18 protein-coding genes are annotated in these 18,130 nt (G+C 67.9%); 3 read left to right on the forward strand and 15 right to left on the reverse strand.

What is annotated here, in order from left to right:
* Window positions 1-10: 10 nt before the first annotated feature.
* The 10 genes from ACLJPD_RS30295 to ACLJPD_RS30340 all read right to left on the reverse strand — a co-directional run bounded on the left by ACLJPD_RS30295 (window position 11) and on the right by ACLJPD_RS30340 (window position 12,136).
* The gene (locus tag ACLJPD_RS30295; RefSeq protein WP_410876668.1) at window positions 11-451 is read right to left on the reverse strand and encodes a DUF742 domain-containing protein; all 441 of its coding nucleotides are present in this window, start codon (window positions 449-451) and stop codon (window positions 11-13) included.
* Complete coding sequence (locus ACLJPD_RS30300; RefSeq protein WP_410876669.1) at window positions 448-876, reverse strand: roadblock/LC7 domain-containing protein; 429 nt, start codon at window positions 874-876, stop codon at window positions 448-450. The genes ACLJPD_RS30295 and ACLJPD_RS30300 overlap by 4 nt, the downstream gene beginning before the upstream one ends.
* 28 nt (window positions 877-904) lie before the next feature.
* Window positions 905-3,460, reverse strand: coding sequence for a nitrate- and nitrite sensing domain-containing protein (locus ACLJPD_RS30305; protein ID WP_410876670.1), 2,556 nt, complete (start codon window positions 3,458-3,460; stop codon window positions 905-907).
* 326 nt (window positions 3,461-3,786) lie between these two features.
* A complete protein-coding gene (locus ACLJPD_RS30310; protein ID WP_410876671.1) occupies window positions 3,787-4,824 on the reverse strand; it encodes a hypothetical protein in 1,038 nt (345 codons plus the stop codon).
* 46 nt (window positions 4,825-4,870) lie between these two features.
* Entirely contained in the window at window positions 4,871-5,371 is a 501-nt protein-coding gene (locus ACLJPD_RS30315) for a hypothetical protein (RefSeq protein ID WP_410876673.1), read from the reverse strand.
* 42 nt (window positions 5,372-5,413) lie between these two features.
* Window positions 5,414-6,172, reverse strand: a complete 759-nt coding sequence (locus ACLJPD_RS30320; protein WP_410876674.1) for an alpha/beta hydrolase — start codon at window positions 6,170-6,172, stop codon at window positions 5,414-5,416.
* Window positions 6,169-7,602 carry a TerD family protein gene (locus ACLJPD_RS30325; protein WP_410876888.1) on the reverse strand — a complete coding sequence of 478 codons (1,434 nt, stop codon included), beginning with the start codon at window positions 7,600-7,602 and terminating at the stop codon, window positions 6,169-6,171. The genes ACLJPD_RS30320 and ACLJPD_RS30325 overlap by 4 nt, the downstream gene beginning before the upstream one ends.
* 132 nt (window positions 7,603-7,734) lie before the next feature.
* Entirely contained in the window at window positions 7,735-10,236 is a 2,502-nt protein-coding gene (pheT, locus tag ACLJPD_RS30330) for a phenylalanine--tRNA ligase subunit beta (protein WP_410876675.1), read from the reverse strand.
* A gap of 19 nt (window positions 10,237-10,255) precedes the next feature.
* Entirely contained in the window at window positions 10,256-11,317 is a 1,062-nt protein-coding gene (pheS, locus tag ACLJPD_RS30335) for a phenylalanine--tRNA ligase subunit alpha (protein ID WP_410876890.1), read from the reverse strand.
* Window positions 11,318-11,563: 246 nt separating this feature from the next.
* A complete protein-coding gene (locus ACLJPD_RS30340) occupies window positions 11,564-12,136 on the reverse strand; it encodes a Uma2 family endonuclease (RefSeq protein ID WP_410876676.1) in 573 nt (190 codons plus the stop codon).
* Window positions 12,137-12,710: 574 nt separating this feature from the next.
* On the opposite strand from ACLJPD_RS30340, the gene ACLJPD_RS30345 reads away from it, so the two are divergent.
* Window positions 12,711-13,154, forward strand: a complete 444-nt coding sequence (locus ACLJPD_RS30345) for a hypothetical protein (RefSeq protein ID WP_410876677.1) — start codon at window positions 12,711-12,713, stop codon at window positions 13,152-13,154.
* Here the strand turns inward: ACLJPD_RS30345 and ACLJPD_RS30350 are convergent.
* Window positions 13,049-14,482 (reverse strand): DHA2 family efflux MFS transporter permease subunit, encoded by a 1,434-nt coding sequence (locus tag ACLJPD_RS30350; protein WP_410876679.1) that lies wholly within the window; start codon window positions 14,480-14,482, stop codon window positions 13,049-13,051. The genes ACLJPD_RS30345 and ACLJPD_RS30350 overlap by 106 nt on opposite strands.
* A 117-nt stretch (window positions 14,483-14,599) precedes the next feature.
* Between ACLJPD_RS30350 and ACLJPD_RS30355 the strand changes: the two genes are divergently transcribed.
* The gene (locus tag ACLJPD_RS30355) at window positions 14,600-15,157 is read left to right on the forward strand and encodes a TetR/AcrR family transcriptional regulator (RefSeq protein WP_410876680.1); all 558 of its coding nucleotides are present in this window, start codon (window positions 14,600-14,602) and stop codon (window positions 15,155-15,157) included.
* 6 nt (window positions 15,158-15,163) lie between these two features.
* Here the strand turns inward: ACLJPD_RS30355 and ACLJPD_RS30360 are convergent, their stop codons facing one another.
* The 4 genes from ACLJPD_RS30360 to infC form a co-directional block, all read right to left on the reverse strand.
* Window positions 15,164-15,961, reverse strand: coding sequence for a TrmH family RNA methyltransferase (locus ACLJPD_RS30360; RefSeq protein ID WP_410876682.1), 798 nt, complete (start codon window positions 15,959-15,961; stop codon window positions 15,164-15,166).
* A gap of 35 nt (window positions 15,962-15,996) precedes the next feature.
* Entirely contained in the window at window positions 15,997-16,383 is a 387-nt protein-coding gene (gene rplT / locus ACLJPD_RS30365) for a 50S ribosomal protein L20 (RefSeq protein ID WP_019046423.1), read from the reverse strand.
* A 116-nt stretch (window positions 16,384-16,499) separates the two neighbouring features.
* Complete coding sequence (rpmI, locus tag ACLJPD_RS30370; protein WP_056824456.1) at window positions 16,500-16,697, reverse strand: 50S ribosomal protein L35; 198 nt, start codon at window positions 16,695-16,697, stop codon at window positions 16,500-16,502.
* 29 nt (window positions 16,698-16,726) lie between these two features.
* Complete coding sequence (infC, locus tag ACLJPD_RS30375) at window positions 16,727-17,452, reverse strand: translation initiation factor IF-3 (protein ID WP_410876892.1); 726 nt, start codon at window positions 17,450-17,452, stop codon at window positions 16,727-16,729.
* Between the two features lie 334 nt (window positions 17,453-17,786).
* Between infC and ACLJPD_RS30380 the strand changes: the two genes are divergently transcribed.
* A complete protein-coding gene (locus ACLJPD_RS30380; protein ID WP_378637057.1) occupies window positions 17,787-18,128 on the forward strand; it encodes a DUF1844 domain-containing protein in 342 nt (113 codons plus the stop codon).
* Window positions 18,129-18,130 lie beyond the last annotated feature (2 nt).

The following is an 18,130-nucleotide window of genomic DNA, read 5'->3' on the forward strand; positions in this document are numbered from 1 at the left end:
AGCTGGTGGGTCACAGTGCGCGGACAAGGTCACGGATCCTCTCGATGGCGGCGGTCGACAGTTCCGGCGCGTCACGGACGGTCACATGGCCCGCCGCCGCCAGATCGCTGACGATCACCTTGGCGATACCGATCGGAACCCGCAGGGCGGCACCGACTTCGGCGATGGAATGTGGTGTCAGGCACAGCTGGACAACGGTGCGCTCCTCGAACCGCAGCGGTGCCGACAGCGCGGACGGTGGCGCCTGGACGAGGGTTTCGATGCGCAGGCCGTCCAGCACCGGGACGGTACGGCCCGCGGTGAGCACGAACGGACGAACGAAGCGGTCATCGACATCGTCGTGATCGGTGGGGGTGACCGGCACCGCCGGAACCGGGCCACGCCAGCCCGTTGGCCGACTCATCGGGATCATGCGCGGGTCGGGCAACCGCGGGAGATCGGGATCTCTCATCTGCGCAACGACTCTCGCAGTTCGCTGATCAGCAGCGGGTCGAGCAGCGCGCCGGCGCGTTCGGCCAGGATCGCCATCTCGTAGCCGACCAGGCCGACATCGCAACCGCCGTCGGCGATCACGCCGAGGCAGCTGCCGTCGCCCAGTGCCGACACGAGCAGGAATCCGCGCTGCATCTCGATCATGATCAGCTTGAGTCCGTCGAAATCGTAACTGCGCGAAGCACTCCGGGCGAGGCTGGACAGGCCCGACACCATCGCGGCGAGCCGGTCGGCGCCCGCGCGGTCGAGGCCGTCCGACATCGCGATCAGTAGCCCGTCGGAGGAGACGGCGACAGTGTCGCGCACGCCGTCGGTGTTGCGGACGAAGTTGCCGAGCAGCCAGTTGAAGGTGTGTGGATCGGCGGTCGGTAGGTGGGTGGTCACCGGGTCTCCTTGGGTCTGGTCCGATCGGTCAGCGGGCGGGATCGATGGGGATGGAAGTGGTTTCGGTCGCGCCGCCGCGTTCGTGGCCGGTGCGGAACGAGGACAGCATGCTGCGGGTCTGATCGGGGGTTCGTTCGACGACCGGGGTGCGGTCCTGGCGGACGTCCGGGTCGCGACGGGGTCGATCCGGCGCACCGGTGATCTTGGCGCGTTTGCTGCGTTTGACCAGGCCGTTGCGGGTGCGTTCGACCGCGGGGGTGCCGATGGATTCCCTAGCGGGTAGCTCACGCGGTTGCGGGTGGGCCGAGCCGTTGTCGCCGGCCGAGCCGTTGTCGCCGGCCGAGCCGTCGCCGCGCGCGGATCCGTTTCGCCGCGCGGAATCGGGTGTGCTGCTGAGGAACTGGGCGTAGACCGATCCCACCGATGGCTGGTTCGCCGACATACGGGCGGTGCCGTTGGTCGGCCTGCTCGGAGCCGTGCCGTTGCTCGCGGGCGCTACCACCGACCCCGCACCGCCCCTGTGTCCGTGGGTGGCCGCGCCGACGGCGGTGCCGTTGCGCGCGGGCGAGGCGAGCTCAGCGGAATTCCCACCTGTGCCGGCCCCGGACCGGACGGCTGCGCCGTTCCTGGAATCAGCTGTCTGCGAGAGCTTTTCGTCGGCAAGCAGGGACGGGGGGAGCAGTAGTCGGGCGACGATGCCGCTGACCGGTGAGGTGTTCAGTTCCACATCGATGCCGAGGCGACCGGCCAGCCGACCGACCACGTAGTGGCCCAGGTAGCGGGTGGAGGCGACGATGAAGTCCTGCTCGCCGCGCAGCCGGGCATTGGCTTCGGCGAGCTGCTCGGCGGGCATGCCGACGCCGTGGTCGACGACGGCGAGCAGGTAGCCGCCCGCGACCTTGCGGCCGTAGACCTCGACCTCGAGATCGGGCGGGGAGAAGGCCAGCCCGTTCTCGATGAGTTCGGCCAGCATGTGCGCCAGTTCGCTGACGACGGCGCCGGTCACCGCGATGTCGTCGACCCGGCGCAGCACCACCCGCCGATAGTCGTCGACCTCGGAGAGCCCGGCCCGGATCACGTCGGTGAGCGCGATCGGTTCGGCCCACCGGCGCGGACTGGCCTCGCCGACCAGCACCAGCAGGCTTTCGGCGTTGCGCCGCATACGGGTGGCCAAATGGTCGAGTTCGAACAGGTTCGACAGCGCCTTCGGGTCGAGTTCCTCGCGTTCGAACTCACTGATCAAGCCCAACTGACGGCGCACCAGGTTCTGATTGCGGCGGGCCAGATTCGCCATCGATTCGGTGGTGTTGCGCCGCACCAGCGCCTGCTCGGAGGCGAGGTCGAACGCGGTGGTCTGCACCCGATCCAAAGCGCCTGCGACAGCGGCGATCTCGATGCTCGCACCGGGCGGCGTGCGCACCGGGGCGGGCGGATCGGGGTGGGCGTCGGCGGCGCTGTGCCAGGCCGCGATCACCTCGGGCAGTCGCGTGGAGGCGACGTCGTCGGCCTCGGTGGCCAGCTGGGCCAGCGGGCGGACGATGGCTCGGACGCTGGCCGAGACCAGCGCGAATTCGACGGCTGTCGCGAGCAGCGCCGCCAGGGCGAATCCGGCCAGGATCAGCGCGGCGTCGCGGCGAAGTTTCTCGGCACGCGCGCCGACGTCATCGCCGATCACCTGCGCCACGATGCGCTGCTCGTCGATGACCGCGGTCATCTGCGCCCACCACACGGCCGGGTCGACCGGGGCAACCAGCGGTCCCAGCGTCGAGGCGATCGCGATGTTCTCCGATTCGGTGGCCCGCGTGGCATTCTCACTCGCCAGCGCCGCGTCCAGACGAGCCTGCTGGGCGGGCGTCGCGTCGTGACCGAACGCGGTGAGCGCGGCATTGCGGGCAGCGCGGATGTCGAGGAACTGCACGTACTCCCCCGGCGCGAATTCCCCGGCGGCGAAGACGCCGTTGAGGAAGCCACGCTCGCGAGCCGCGAACTCCTTCGCATCACCCAGGGCGTAGAGCGCCTGTAGGCCGTGCCGGACGGCCGGGTCGCGTGCCTGGTCGAGACCGAGCGAGAGGCGATTCAGCGCGTCGATGCCGTCGGTGTAGAACTGGAATGCCGCCTGCCGGGTGACATTGCGATTGTCGACCTGAGAGCGGATCGCGGGCATCCCCGCCAGGTGCCCCAGCGCCGAGCGCACCTCCCCCGCGCCGGGTGGGCCGCCCGCGACAGCGTCGACCAGGGCACGCAGGGCGCTGTCGGTGCCCGCGCGCTGGTCGGTGACGGGCTCGCGCAGGCGTTGATCACCACCGAGCAGACCGTTGCTCAGACCGCGCTCGCGCTGCACCTGCTGCACGAGATCCTGGGCGGCCAGCGCGAGGGCCACGGCGTCCACGGTCTCACCACTGCGACGGTAGGCGCTGACCTGTGTCGACATGGTCAGCCCGAGCAGCGCCAGCACCAGTACCAGCGACACCACCAAGATCCTGGCGAGCTGACCGGAAATGGTGCGCGGCCGGATCAGCCCGGCGCCGACCACCCCGTGATCCGATCGGGTTCCGGTCGGGTTCGGCCGGGAACGTGCGCGCACACCTGCTCCTTTGCAATGCCACCGCAACGTGATTCGCGGTGGCCCACGGAAAGTCAGGTGCAAACTTGCACTCCGCGCGCAGCGGGGTCAATTCGGAACGGTGTAAAGCAGCAATTCGTGCGCTGATCTCAACATGCCGGAAATGCAGCGGGGTTTGTGTAGCCGAATGCTCACTCCCCGCACCGGCTGCGAGTTGGTCAGCCGGTGCACTGCCGGATATATACAGGCCGCCAGAAGGCGTGATGCACAACACATTTGACGCGAACGATCAGGAGTCGCCGCTCGAACAGCCGATCACGATTATGTCGCGCGCATTCCACCGAATGTTATTCGCCTATTTCCTCGCCGCCGAGAATTTCCAAGACCTGATCTGAGTAGAAGAACGGCTCGAGACGCTCCCGGATCAGCCCGGCCAGCACGCCGTTGCGCTTGGCCGACTCGATGACGGCCGGGCCGTAGCGCAGGATCTCGGTGCTGATGTCGTCGGCGTCGAGGCCGAGTTCGGGCAGCATCGCCGAGAGGGTGTGGTCGCTGTATCGGGCGTAGAACACCTCGACGCACTCACGCACGAGCAGGCCGAAGTACTCCTTCTCCCTGGTCGTCACCGCGATCTCGTAGCAGATCTGGACCAGTTCGTTGAGGTCCTTCTGGGTGAGGTATTCGCGCAGGCCTGCGACGGGTTCGTCGGCGTGCAGGTCCCAGAATTCCATCGCCGCCGAGTGCACGGGCGCGTCGCGCAGCATGTCGCGGATCGCGTTGTTGGTGCGCTTGAGCGCGAACAGCGCGCCCTTGCCCGCGAGATCACCGACGAAGGTGCTGTCGGCCGCGACCTTCTTGGCCCGGTTGGCCGCGGACTGACCCAGCGACATCAGCGAGGAGACACCCGGAATCTTCTCGGCACGTTCGCGATTGGCCTGCACGAAATCGCCGATCAGCTTGTCGACGAATCGCGAGGCGACAGTCGCGACGAGCGGGCTCTCGGTGAGTCGGTCCAGGATCCGTTCCTGCGCCTGGTGCATGCCGAAGATCTTCTCCAGCAACGCTTCCACCGGTTCCCGGTCGACGACGTCGCCGAGGGTGTATTCGGTGTTGGACGCGATGTGGTCGTAGATGGCGTCGGAGAAGATGCCGACGGTATCGGCGATCACCGGGCTGCCGCCGATGCGGTCGAAGACGGTGGCCACCGTCTGTTCGCCCTGTTCCAGGGAGACCACGTCGCCGAAGCGGATCGTCTCGCCGACGGCCAGCACGGCGGCCACGTCGCGGGCGATCACCTCGGCGAAGCGTTCACCGGTCACCTCGGCCAGCAGGAAGTCCACCTGCGCGTCGAGCAGTCGGTCGGCGATCTGGCGCGCCTGAGTCATGTGCGTGTCCACCCATCACGGTCGTTGCTGGAGGGAGGACGCGTGGCTACTTGTCGCCGGAATCGTTGCCCTGCACCGATTTCCGGATCTGATCCAGCCGCTCACGCGCGGCTTTCTCCCGCGCCTCCCATTGTTCGTCGACGCTGCGACCCGCGGGAGTCTGCCGGTCGAGCTCGTCCATTCCCTGCGCGGTGCCGAAACGCTGCTCGACCTTATCCCGAACCGAGTCGAATGTCGGCACTCCGGAAGTGGAATACCCGCCGGTGGCGGTGGGTGCGCCGGTCCCCGGCAGCCCGGACGGTACCGGCGGTACCGGGATCGAGCCTCCGACCTGCCCGGATGCGACGGGCACCACATCCGCGTCGATCACGTTCGTGTCCAGAGTCACAGGCTCACCCGTCTCGGCATCACCGAAGTCGGCCTCGGCCAGTGCGGCGGCGACCGCGCCGAGCCCGGGGCGGCCGGCGACCGCGGCGCGCAGCACCGCAACCAGCTCGTCGTCGGGCAGCGCAGCCATGCGGCCGAGGAGTTCGCTCGTTTCGCTCATACCGCCAGGCTACGCAGAATCAGCGAGGGCGACCGGTGTCCGTTACCCGGCTGCCCAGTCGGCGATGATCTTCGCCCATTCGGCGCCGAGCGTGTCGATCACGTCGTTGTGGCCCGCACCGGGGACCACGATCAGCTGTTTCGGCTCCCACGCCGCCGCGTACAGGCGTTCGGCGTGGCGCAGCGGAAGGAGTTCGTCGCGGTCGCCGTGCATCATCAGGATCGGGACACGCAGGTTCTTGATGTGGCGCAGGCTCGGGTAGGCGTTCGGGATCAGCGGGGCGGGCAGGAACGGGTAGACCGAGCGGGCGGCGGCGCGCATGCCGCTGAACGTCGACATCAGGATCATGCCTTTCGGCGGATACTGCGCGGCCAGTTCGAGCAGTACCCCGCCGCCGAGGGATTTGCCCAGGTAGTAGACCTGATCGGGGTCGACTTCGGGTTGCTCGAGCAGGGCTCGGCGGGCGGCTCTGGCGTCGAGGTAGGTGCCCTGTTCGTTCGGGGTGCCCGCGCTGTGGCCGAAGCCGCGGTAGTCGAAGGCGAGCACATCGAAACCCGCTTCGACCAGCAGGGCGATGATCGAGACGCGGTCGCCGATGGTGCCCGCGTTGCCGTGCGCGTAGAGGATGTGGCCGCGCGAGCGCTCGGCGCGCACGAACCAGCCGTGCACGTCGATGCCGTCGGCGGTGCGCATGGTCAGATCGCGATAGTCAAGGCCCAGCGCCGCCGGGGTTTGGGCGAGATGCTTTTCGGGGTGATAGACCAGCGCGTTGAGCACGCGCGTCGCGGGGTGGCGGATCACTTGCCGCGACCTGCCTGGAAGCCGAAGTCCCAGTTGTAGAGGCGGGCGATCTCCACCACGCCACCACCCGGTTGACCGGCGGGCGGGCGGACGAAGGCGCCCTCGCGGCGCACCACGAACGCACCGTTGACGTTCTCCAGGGTGAACAGCACCGCGTCGCGGGAGTTGTCGGTGCAGCCGTCGAGAGTCATCTCGATAGGCGCGGAATCGGCCGTTTGCAGGGTCACGGTGGCGTGGACGTTGCGGAAATCGCTGGCACCGTCGTAGATCGAGGCGAAGACCAGGATGCGGCGGATGAACTGGGTGCAGTCGAGGTTGACCGACAGGTTCTCGCCGGTGATGCTCGCGCCGGTGCGGTCGTCCTGGTCGAGATGGATGAACGGCGGTTCGTAGAGGGCGCCGAAGCGGCGGTCCAGGGCGCGCACGGAACCGATTGCGCCGTTGGCCAATTCAAAGAAGCAGCACAGATCGAGGTCGATGTTCTTGCCGCGGAGTTTACCGAAGAGGCGGCCGGTGGCGGCCATCGACGTCCAGTTCAGATTCACGCGCATGACGCCGCCGGTGGCACCGTGTTTCGTCAGGGAGACCGACGGGGCTTCCTTGGTGAGCGACACCTTGGCGAGGTTGACCGGAGGTGTTGCGGGCGGGGCGAATTGCGGGTTCTGCTGGGGTGGGACACCGGCTGCGTGCTGGTTGACCGTATCGAAGGGTTGGCCCGGCTGGGACGAGCCCGGCTGTCCCGCGGGGTTGAACGGTCTCGGCGGCTGCGGCACGGGTGACTGCGGCCGATTCGGCTGGGGCGCGGGAATGAACGGCTGCGTCGGCGGGATATGGGACTGTTGCTGACCCGGCTGCCCCGGTGAGAAGGGTTGGCCCGGCGGCGGGGGCGGCGGTGGGGCCACGGGAGCAGCGGGGGCGTCGTCGACGGAGATGCCGAAATCGGTAGCGAGCCCGGCCAGTCCGCTGTCGTACCCCTGGCCCACCGCACGGAACTTCCACGCACCCTGCCTGCGGTACAGCTCACCGAGCACGAACGCGGTTTCGGTAGTGGCCCCGCTGCTGTCGAAACGCGCGACCTCGGCACCGTTGGCCGCATCGATCACCCGAATGTAGAGCCCGCGGAACTGCCCGAACGTCCCCCCGTCGGCGGACGCGGCGAGCACGATCGTCTCGATCTGCGGTTCGACCTGACCGAGATTCACCGACAGCGCGTCGACAACAGTCTGCCCCTGCTGCTTGCCCTCGTACCGAACCGCCCCCGAAGGATGCACAGCCTGGTTGTAGAACACGAAATCGTCATCGGAGCGCACCTTCGCCCCGGCGAGCAACAACGCGGACGCATCAGCATCAGGCACCCCCGCCCCCGCCTGCCAACCCAATTCCACCCGGACAGCGGCAGCAGGCACCGCAACGTTGGCGCCTTTCATCATCGACACATCGACCAACCTATCCCGCCCCCGAATCCAGCCCAACCCGCCGAGGCACTTCGAGGGTGAAAGCACCCGGCTGGACGACGAAGGCCGCCCGGCAGAACCGGGCGGCCTTCGAGGTCGAGGGCGGAACTACCCGCGCAGTTCGGCGCCGACCGCGGTGGTGGCCGAGGCGACAGCGGCGTCGCGGGCGGCGCTGGCTTCGTCTTCGGTGAGGGTGCGGTCGGGGGCGCGGAAGCGCAGGGCGTAGGTGAGGGATTTGCGGCCCTCGCCCGCTTGGGCGCCTTCGTAGACGTCGAACAGGGTGATGCTCTCGAGGAGGTCGCCGCCGCCGGTGCGCAGGGCGGTTTCCACCTGGGCGGCGGGGACGGTCTTCTCGACGCTGATCGACACGTCCTGCAGCACTGCCGGGAACGCCGAAATCGTCGGCGCGGGCAGGGATTCTTTCAGCGGCAGGGCGTCGAGGTCGACCTCCAGGGCGCAGGTACGCGGGGGCAGGCCCGCACGCTCGAGGACGGCGGGGTGCAGTTCGCCCGCGTGGCCGACGACCACGCCGTCGACGAGCAGTTCCGCGCAGCGACCGGGATGCCACGGGAGGTAGGCGGCGGACCGGCGTTCGATGCTGACACCGGCCGCGTCGGCGATGTCGTCGACCAGTGCGAAGGCGTCGGCGGCCTCGGCCGGTCGGCCCGGACCCCACGGCCCGCGCGGGTCGCGCTTACCGCTGAGTACCGCGGTCACGTGCACCGGCTGGGCGGGCAGCGACGCGTTCAATTCGGCGATCTGCTCGTCGGTGGGACGACGATCCACCGGCAGCGCCTCGACCGCGTGGGTCTCGGAACCGGGCTGGACCACCTGGGCGATGCCGTAGATGGTCAGATCGCGCGCACCGCGAGAGATGTTGCGGGCGGCCACTTCCAGCAGACCCGGCAGCAACGTGGTCGGCAGTTCCGGACGATCGCTGTCGAGCGGGTTCAGCACGCGGGTGGTGTTGCGGCGCGGGTCGTCGGCGTCCAGACCCCACACCTCGAACACCCCGCCGGGCAGGAACGCAGGCGGCGGCACCTCGACGGCACCGGCGAAGGCCAGCGCCCGGCTCACCGCGCGGCGACGCAGCTGCAGCGCGGTCAGGCCGCGGCCACCGGGCGCGGTCGGCAGGATGGACGGGATCTGCTCGAGACCTTCCAGCCGCAGGACCTCTTCGACCAGGTCAGCGGGCTGAGAAAGGTCAGGACGCCAGCTCGGCGGGGTCACCAGCAGCTCGGTCTTGCCCGCGTCGTTGACCTCGATCTCGACGCCTGCGCCGATCTGGGCGAGCCTGCGCACCGAGGTACCGGCGGGGTAGGTGACCCCGGCGACGCGATCGGGCAGATCGATGTCCATCGCGATCGGCGCGACCGGTTCCAGCGGCACCCGGATATCGGTGAGCGCGGATTCGATGGTGCCACCGGTGATGTCGGCCAGCAGGGTCGCGGCGCGGTCGAGCGCGGCGATGTTGATCTCCGGATCGACGACGCGTTCGTAGCGCTTGCCCGCCTCCGAGGAGAGCTTGTGGCGGCGCGAGGTCCGGTACACCCTTAGCGGGTTCCAGGTGGCGGCTTCCAGAACCACATCGGTGGTCTCGGCGCCGACCTCGGTGCTTGCACCACCCATGACACCGGCGAGGGAGATGACGCCGGAATCGTCGGCGATCACCACGTCCTCGGCGTCGAGGGTGCGCTCGGTGTCGTCGAGAGTGCGCAGGGTCTCGCCCTTGTGCGCCGAGCGAACCACCAAGGCGCCGTGCAGCTTCGAGGCGTCGAAGGCGTGCAGCGGCTGACCGAGTTCGAGCATCACGTAGTTCGTGACGTCGACGGCCGGGGAGATCGGGCGCATGCCCGACAGCATCAGCCTGCGCTGCAACCACAGCGGGCTCACCGCGTTCGGGTTCATCCCGGTGATGCGGCGCGCGCCGAAGCGGGTGCAGTCGGAGTCGTCTTCCAGGCGAACCGACCAGGCCTCGGCTTCGGCCCCGGGCAGCGTACGCACGGCGGGATCGGCGTATTCGAGGTCGAAACCGCAGGCCAGTTCGCGGGCCAGGCCGCGCACCGAGAAGCAGTAGCCACGATCGGGGGTGATGTTGAGCTCGATGATCGTGTCATCGGTGCCGAGCAGCACATTCGCGTCGTCGCCGGGCTGCGCGGAACCGGGCTCGAGCACCAGGATGCCGTCATGATCCTTGCCGATGCCGAGTTCGGCGACCGAGCAGATCATGCCGTTGGAGGTGTGGCCGTAGGTCTTGCGCGAGGAGATCTTGAAACCGCCGGGCAGCTCACCACCGGGCAGCACGACCACGACGAGGTCGCCAACGGCGAAATTGCGTGCGCCACAGACGATTTCCTGCAACTCGGGGTTGCCGACGTCGACCTTGCAGAAGCGGATCGGCTTCTTGAACTCGGTCAGTTCGGTGATCTCGGCGACGCGACCGACAACCAGTGGCTTGTCGATCTCACCGCCGATCGGCTCGAGCTTGTCGATCTCTTCGACTTCCAGACCCACCCGGACGAAGCCCGCGTCGAGCTCTTCCGCCGACACCGACCACTCGGGGGTGGTGCGCTGCAGGATCTCGGTCAGCCAGGACTGTGCTACTCGCACTTGACGTTTCGCTCTCTCTCTAAGACCGGATACCGAAGGGCAGGGTGAACCGCACGTCACCCTCGACGATGTCGCGCATGTCGGGGATGGTGGTCTGGAACTGCAGGGTGCGCTCCATACCCATGCCGAACGCGAACCCGGAGTACACGTCGGGGTCGATGCCGCTGGCGATGAGGACCTTCGGGTTGACCATGCCGCAGCCGCCCCACTCGATCCAGCCCGCGCCGCCCTTCTTGTTCGGGAACCACACGTCGACCTCGGCCGACGGTTCGGTGAAGGGGAAGTAGTTGGGGCGCATGCGCGTGCGGGTCTCGGGGCCGAACATGGCGCGGGCGAAGGCGTCCAGGGTGCCGCGCAGGTGCGCCATGGTGAGACCCTTGTCGACCGCCAGCCCCTCCACCTGGGAGAACACCGGGGTGTGGGTGGCGTCGAGCTCGTCGGTGCGGAAGGTGCGACCCGGGCACGCGATGTAGATCGGCACGTCACGCGTGAGCATGGTCCGCACCTGGACCGGGGAGGTGTGCGTGCGCAGCACCTGGCGCGAACCCTCCGGAGCGATGTGGAAGGTGTCCTGCATGGTGCGCGCCGGGTGATCGGGCAGGAAGTTCAGCGCGTCGAAGTTGAAGTGCTCGGTCTCCACCTCGGGACCCTCGGCGACCTCCCAGCCCATACCGACGAAGAAGTCGGCGATCTGCTCGGAGATGACGGTGATCGGGTGCCGGGCGCCGACCGGCTGACGACGAGCGGGCAACGTGACGTCGATCTTCTCGGAGATGAGCACCGCCTGGTCACGCTCGGCCAGGAGCGCGGCACGGCGTGCCTCGAACGCGTCGGAGACCCGTTTGCGCGCGATGTTGACCCGCTTACCGGCCTCGGCCTTCTCCTCCTTGGGCACACTGCCAAGCCCACGCTGCGCGAGCGCGATCGGCGACTTGCCGCCGATGTAGTCGGTCTTGGCGACCGCAAGCGCATCCAGATCAGCAGCCGCGGAGAAGGCCTTCTCGGCTTCCGCCGCCGCTGCCGCGAGTGCCTCTTCGGTCAACGAGGCGCTTCGCTCGACTCCACTGTTGTCGTCGGCCACGATCTTCTCGACTCTCCCCTGCGGATCGGTTCGCGGGCGCGTCATTGCCATCCCGCATCGGTGCTGCGTAAATCCTATGGGATGGGGTTGGCGCGATTCATTCGGATTACTCGCGCGGGATCAACGCTGGTGGGCGGGGTCTTTATGGGGACCGACCAGTCCAGGTCAGCGAGGTGATCGAACGTCTTCGTCCCGGTCTGCCGACGCCCGGCAGTCCGGCCGCACGGCAGTGTCGCGCAACGGCGACTACTGGTCGTATCGAGGCAGACAGGCGGTGTCGAGCGACATCGTCAAAGGCACGAGAAGACCGATCGGGTCGCCATACTCGCCTTCGACCAGTTCGGCGTAGCCACCTGCGGCAGGCCCGGCGAACAATGCCCAGCGACCGACGCGAGGGTCGATGACGAGAAGGGCGCGCACACCGGCGGCGGCGTACCAGCCGTTCTTGCCATTGATCTGGGCCGCCCGCTCCGACTTCGAGATCACTTCGACGGCGAGTTCGACATCGAGCGGGTCAGCGAGCCAGTCATCGTCGGTATCCCAGGTATCCGGCAGGATCACCAGGTCTGGGGTGCAGTAATCGTCGATATCATCGGGCATCGCGATCGAGGTGACCTCATACGCGGCCAGCCCATCCGGCATCGATGCTTCCAACTGCTGACGCAGTCGGCGGATGGAACCCGCGTATTTCCCACGCGGGGTCGGTGACATCACAAGCGCCCCTCCCAGAATCTCGACCCGCAGACCGGTCGCGCGTTCGATCTCCTCGGCGACCTCACGGAGATTGCCAGGTCGAGGATGCATCGCGGGAAGGGTCATGCGGTCGCTCCATTCGCGCGGACTGCCGTATTCAACGATACCGCGCGCCGGTAGGCCTGCTGATCGACCGACCGAGCTCGAACCTGCCGCCCGCCCTTCGCATCGCAGGCACAGCGACATCGAACGAGGCGCGGTGTCGGTGGGAGTGTCCGAAATCGCCTGTTTCTCAGGGGAATAGGAAAACTTCTGGAATCGAGGGAACCGAATGGGTTCGGGGCGCGTCCAAATGAGCAAATACACCGGCGTGTTCGACTCGAGAACAGGATGACTCGATGGCTGAACAGACTTGCGATCCGGCATCGCCGCGGGGGCGGCGGGTTCGGACCACCGCTGCGGGAAGCGGGCTTGCGTTGTGTGGGTTCGGGATTCGGCCAGTGGGGCGACGGCCGTTCCCGCGTGCGGCGGGGTTGTGCGCGAACCGGCCCGAACAGCAGGCGGCCCCGGAGCAGGGGCAGCAACCGGACAGTGTCGGATGACCGGCCGTCGGGTCGGGTCGGCTGGTGACCGGTCGTTTGTTCGATTCCAGGCTGCGCAGACCGATCGGCACGGTCGATATCCGGGTGTTTTCGGCCTGGTGAACGGGTTGTGGGCCGCCGGGCAGTTGAGTGCTCAGGAGGTGCGGTTCCGCCGGGTCGGCAACGATTGGTTCAGCGAGAATCTGACGAATCCGAGCCATGTGGATCCGCGGGTGTACGACCGCGACCTGCATCCGGGCGCGGCCTCGTGGTTCAAGGCGGATGCGGTGTCGATGATCGAGCGGGTCGAGGGATATCTCGCGATTCTCGACACGCATGGGGTCGCGTGGGAGCGGTTGGACTCGACGACTCCGGGAGCCATTGTCTACGACGACGCCGAGCAGGTGGTTGTCGTGCCTTTCGGCGACAACCACCTGCTCCGAGAACCGGTCAGCGGCTATTCCGCGGGCCGGTTGTGCCGGGGAAGAAACGCCGCCACCACTGCGGCACAGGCGACGAGCGCGGCGCCCACCCACACCGCGGGAACCAGGCCGTCTACGTAAGCCTGGGGGTCGGTGTAGGCGCCGTAGGAGGCGAAGACCGAGGCCAGGACGGCGATGCCCATGGCGACGCCCACCTCGCGGACCGTGCTGCTGATTCCCGAGGCCATGCCCTGGTCGGCGGCGGAAGCGCTGGCCATGACGATGGTCGAGGAGGGGGCGAAGGTGAGGCCCATGCCGATGCCACCCAGGACGAAGGGGGCGACGAAGGCGAGGTAGGGGACATCAACGGTGGTGATCATCGCCATCCAGGCCAGGGAGATCGCCAGGCAGAGTTGACCGAGGGCGATCAGGGTTCGGGCGCCGACGCGATCGACGATCAACCCGGCCAAGGGGGCGATGACCATCGGGACCAGCGTCCACGGCAACGTGCGGATGCCGGATTCCAGCGGCGTATAGCCCTGCACCACCTGGAAGAACTGGGCGAGCAGGAAGATCGAGCCGAAGACGCCGGACGAGAAGCCGAAGGACACGATGAAGCTCAGGCTCAGCCCGCGAGATCGGAACAGGCGCAGCGGGAGCATCGGGTCGGTGACGTAGGTTTCCCAGACGACGAACGCGACGAGCAGCGCGGCGCCGCCGATCAGCGCGGTGAGCACCTGCGGTGCGGTCCAGCCGTCCTCGGCGCCGTGGATGACGCCCCAGACCAGCGCGAGCACACCACCGGCCGAGAGCCCCACCCCGAGGTAGTCGAGTTTCCTTGCGATGCCGCGCGATTCGGTCAACATGCGGGCGGCGAACGGCAGCGCCAGCAGGCCGATCGGGACATTGAGCCAGAAGATCCACTGCCAGTTCAGGCCGTCGACGACCGCGCCGCCCACCACCGGACCGAGCGCGACACCGAGACCGGCGATGCCACCCCAGATGCCGATCGCGGCGCTGCGCATCTTCGCGGGGACCGCGGCGGCGAGCAGGGTGAGCGACAGCGGCATCACCGCCGCACCACCGACGCCCTGCACCGCGCGCGCCGCGATGAGCATCCACGGTTCGGTGGCCAGCGCGCACGCCGCGGAGGCGACGACGAACAGGCCGATACCGACCAGAAACACCCGGCGACGGCCGATCCGGTCACCCAGCGCCGATGCCGACAGCAGCAGCGCGGCGAAGGACAGCGTGTAGGCGTTGATGAACCACTGCAGGTCCGAAAGCGACGCTCCCAGTTCGGCTTTGATCACCGGCAGCGCATTCGTGACAACAAGATTGTCCAGCGTCACCATGAACATCGGGATGCCGACGGCGGCGATGACAGCGCCGAGCGGCTTGCCCTTCGCGCCGACGGTCGGCGGCGTTTCGGCGGCCTGCGCGTCGCCCGATTCGAGTGTTTGCGTCATGTCCAGCCCTAAGTTGTTATTGACTGATAACTACACCGCCTATGGTTATGCATCGACTGATAACATGTCAAGAGGCACACGGAGCGAAAGGCAGCGACGCCCATGACGAGAACCCGGATGACCGCGTCCGAGCGCAGCGCACAGGTGCTCGAGGCCGCGATCCACGCGTTTGCCGAATCCGGTTATGCCGCAACGAAAACCGATGAGATCGCCAGGCTGGCCGGAGTTTCGCAGCCCTACGTGATCCGCCTGTTCGGCACCAAGCAGCAACTGTTCCTCGCCTGCCTGCTCGAGGTGTGCACCCGCATCGAGCAGGTGTTCCGAGACGCTGAGATCGCCCCTGACGCCGACACCGCGCAGGCACTACGCGCCCTCGGCCACAGCTTCGACGTCTTCCTGGCCGAACGCGAACTCCCCCTTGTCCTGCTGCACGGCGCCGCCGCCAGCGCGGATCCGGCGATCGGCGACCACATGCGGGAGCGATTCGGTCGCATCTACCGCCTGATCGGCGAACTCACCGGCGCCGACACCTTCGAATCACGCCGCTTCGTCGCGACCGGGATGCTGCTGACGATCATGACCGCGATGCAGGTCGCGGGCAGCGACGCGATCCCCCTCCCCTGGGCCACCGAAATCCTCTCCGACCTGCGCAGCGCCACCACATCCGCGTGCTGAGAGCGGTCAGCGCGCGTGCTGGACGCGGGCGCTGGCGTAGAGGCAGATAGCCGCCGCGGCAGCGAGATTCAGGCTTTCGGCGCGGCCGTGGATGGGGATGCGGATGCGGTGGTCGGCGCGGGCGGCGACGGCGGGGTCCAGGCCGTGTGCCTCGTTGCCGAAGAGCCAGGCGACGGGACCGCTGAGGATGTCGTCGGCGGAATCGAGGTCGACTTCGCCGGTGGCGGCGGTGGCGAGGATCGTTACACCCGCGGCGGAGATCGCGTCGAGGGTCGCGGTGATATCGCGGCTACGGGCTACCGGGACGTGGAACAGGCTGCCCGCGCTGGCGCGCACGCATTTGCCGTTGTGCGGGTCGACGGTGTCGCCCGCGAGCACCACCCCGTCGGCGCCGACCGCGTCGGCCACCCGGATCAGAGTGCCCGCATTGCCCGGTTCGGCGATCTCGACGGGAACCGCGAGCATGCGCGGACCGCGGTCGAGGATTTCACCGAGCGGGACGTCGAGCGTTTCGCACACGGCGACCAGACCCGGTGCCGTCACGGTCTCGCCGAGATGTTCGGCGGCGCGATCGGTGACCAGGGTGGTGCGGATGCCGTCGGCGGTGGCGCCGGCGATCAGCGCGTTGTCCCGGCCCGCGGCGGCGAGCGAGTAGAAGATCTCGCGGACCCGGCCGGTCTCCAGCGCGGCGGACACGGCATTGGCGCCCTCGGCCAGGAACAGGCCGGACTTGCGGCGCTGGGCCGCGCGCTGGAGCTTGACAGCGGAAACGACCCGCGGATTGCGCTCGGAGAGCGCGTCCACGGGTCGTTCCGACAGGTCGCTGTGTGTCGTCAAGCTCAGGCGGCGGTGGCCGGGGCGTTGACGTCGGCGGGCAGCGCGGCCTTGGCGACAGCCACCAGGCCGGCGAAGGCCTCGGCGTCGGAAACCGCGAGCTCGGCGAGGATCTTGCGGTCCACCTCGACACCAGCGGCCTTGAGGCCTTGGATGAAGCGGTTGTAGGTGATGTCGTTCAGACGCGCGGCGGCGTTGATACGAGCAATCCACAGCTTGCGGAAGTCACCCTTGCGCGCCTTGCGGTCGCGGTAGGCGTAGGTCAGCGAGTGGAGCTGCTGTTCCTTGGCCTTGCGGTACAGGCGCGAACGCTGGCCCCGGTAGCCCTTGGAGGCCTCGAGGATGGAACGGCGCTTCTTCTGAGCGTTGACGGCTCTTTTGACGCGTGCCACTTTGGTAGTCCTTGATCATCTGGGGGCGCGGCGGCGCCCGAATTCGGTAGGTGTCGGCGTCCGGTTATCCCGGCCGCGGAATCGTCGGGTTGCGACGGTCCTGCGTGACCCGAAGGTCAGGCGAGACCGAGCAGCCGCTTCACGCGGGGGACGTCGACGGAAGCGACGGACTCCGTGCCTTCCAGACGACGAGTCCGGCGAGAGGACTTGTGCTCCAGGAGGTGGCGACGGTTCGCCTGCTCGCGAAGCAGCTTGCCCCGGCCGGTCACCTTGAATCGCTTCTTGGCGCCGCTGTGGGTCTTGTTCTTCGGCATGGATTCCTCTATCTAGTCGGTGAAATCGTTTACTGCGGGTCGGCCGGCGCAGCCTGCTCGGCAGGCACGGCCTGCTCGACCGGTGCTGCCGACTCGACCGGCGCGGCCGGTTCGGCACTCGCGGGACCGGTCGGCTGGCGGACTGCCGCCGGGGCCGAAGAGTCCTGCTGGGCCTTCACCCGCGTCTTCGCGCCCTTGTGGGGAGCGAGGACCATGGTCATATTGCGGCCGTCCTGCTTGGCCGAGGTCTCGACGAAGCCGAGTTCGGCCACGTCCGAGCCCAGACGCTGGAGCAACCGGAAGCCGAGTTCGGGACGCGACTGCTCACGACCGCGGAACATGATCGTGACCTTGACCTTGGACCCGGCTTCGAGGAAGCGAACGACGTTGCGCTTCTTGGTCTCGTAGTCGTGGTCGTCGATTTTCGGGCGGAGCTTCTGCTCCTTGATCACGGTCTGGACCTGGTTCTTACGGGACTCGCGCGCCTTCTGCGCCGTCTCGTACTTGAACTTGCCGTAGTCCATGATCTTGCAGACCGGCGGACGGGCATCGGGTGCTACCTCGACGAGATCGAGGTCGGCTTCGAGCGCGACGCGTAGTGCATCTTCAACACGCACGATCCCAACCTGTTCGCCGCCGGGTCCGATGAGACGAACCTCGGGAACACGGATGCGATCGTTGATGCGGGTCTCAGTGCTGATGGGGCCTCCTAGGTCAAGCGGTGTCGTCTTAACGACCGCACGCAATAACTGCAACCCCTGTTTCAACACGAAAGCCCCGCTGCGGTATTTCTCCGCGACGGGGCCCGATGTCGACCGATCGCCCACAGCCGATGCCCTCGCGGGCTCGGTTGTCGACCCCCGCATGCCAGGCACGCGGGAAACCCATCACAATGAACGGGTGACCGGGACCGCATATCCGAACGATTGCTCGCCGGTAACGGTGGGAGTCGGGCTCCACTTATCTGCCCCACGGATGCATGACACATCCAGGGGCGGTCGTCAGCGAAGAGCCTAGCATGGCGTTGGGCTATCACCGAATCGGCCGGGCGCGAGGATCCGGAATCGGCCTCGCTATAGCCTGATCAGCATGACTGACGAGCTCGATCCTCCCGTGCGCGACCTGGCCGACATCCCCGCCGTCGAGGTGATCAGCCGGGCCGCCGTGATGCTGATGAGTTCGGCCGCGGAGAAGCTGGGCCTGGCCGGGGAGAACCCGGACTCGGGCGCGGGCGTCGATCTCGACGAGGCGCGCCGGGTGATCACCGCACTGGCCGGACTGGTCACGGCGTCGGTGGAGTACCTCGGCCCGCACGCGGGTCCGATCCGCGAGGGCTTGCAGGCGCTGCAGCGCGCGTTCCGCGAGGCATCCTCGGTGCCGGACGCGCCGGGGACGGGTCCGGGCGAGAAGTACACCGGCCCGGTGCACTGACA

Origin of the sequence: Nocardia sp. A7 (genome assembly GCF_046549215.1) — a bacterium.
Taxonomy (GTDB): Bacteria; Actinomycetota; Actinomycetes; order Mycobacteriales; family Mycobacteriaceae; genus Nocardia.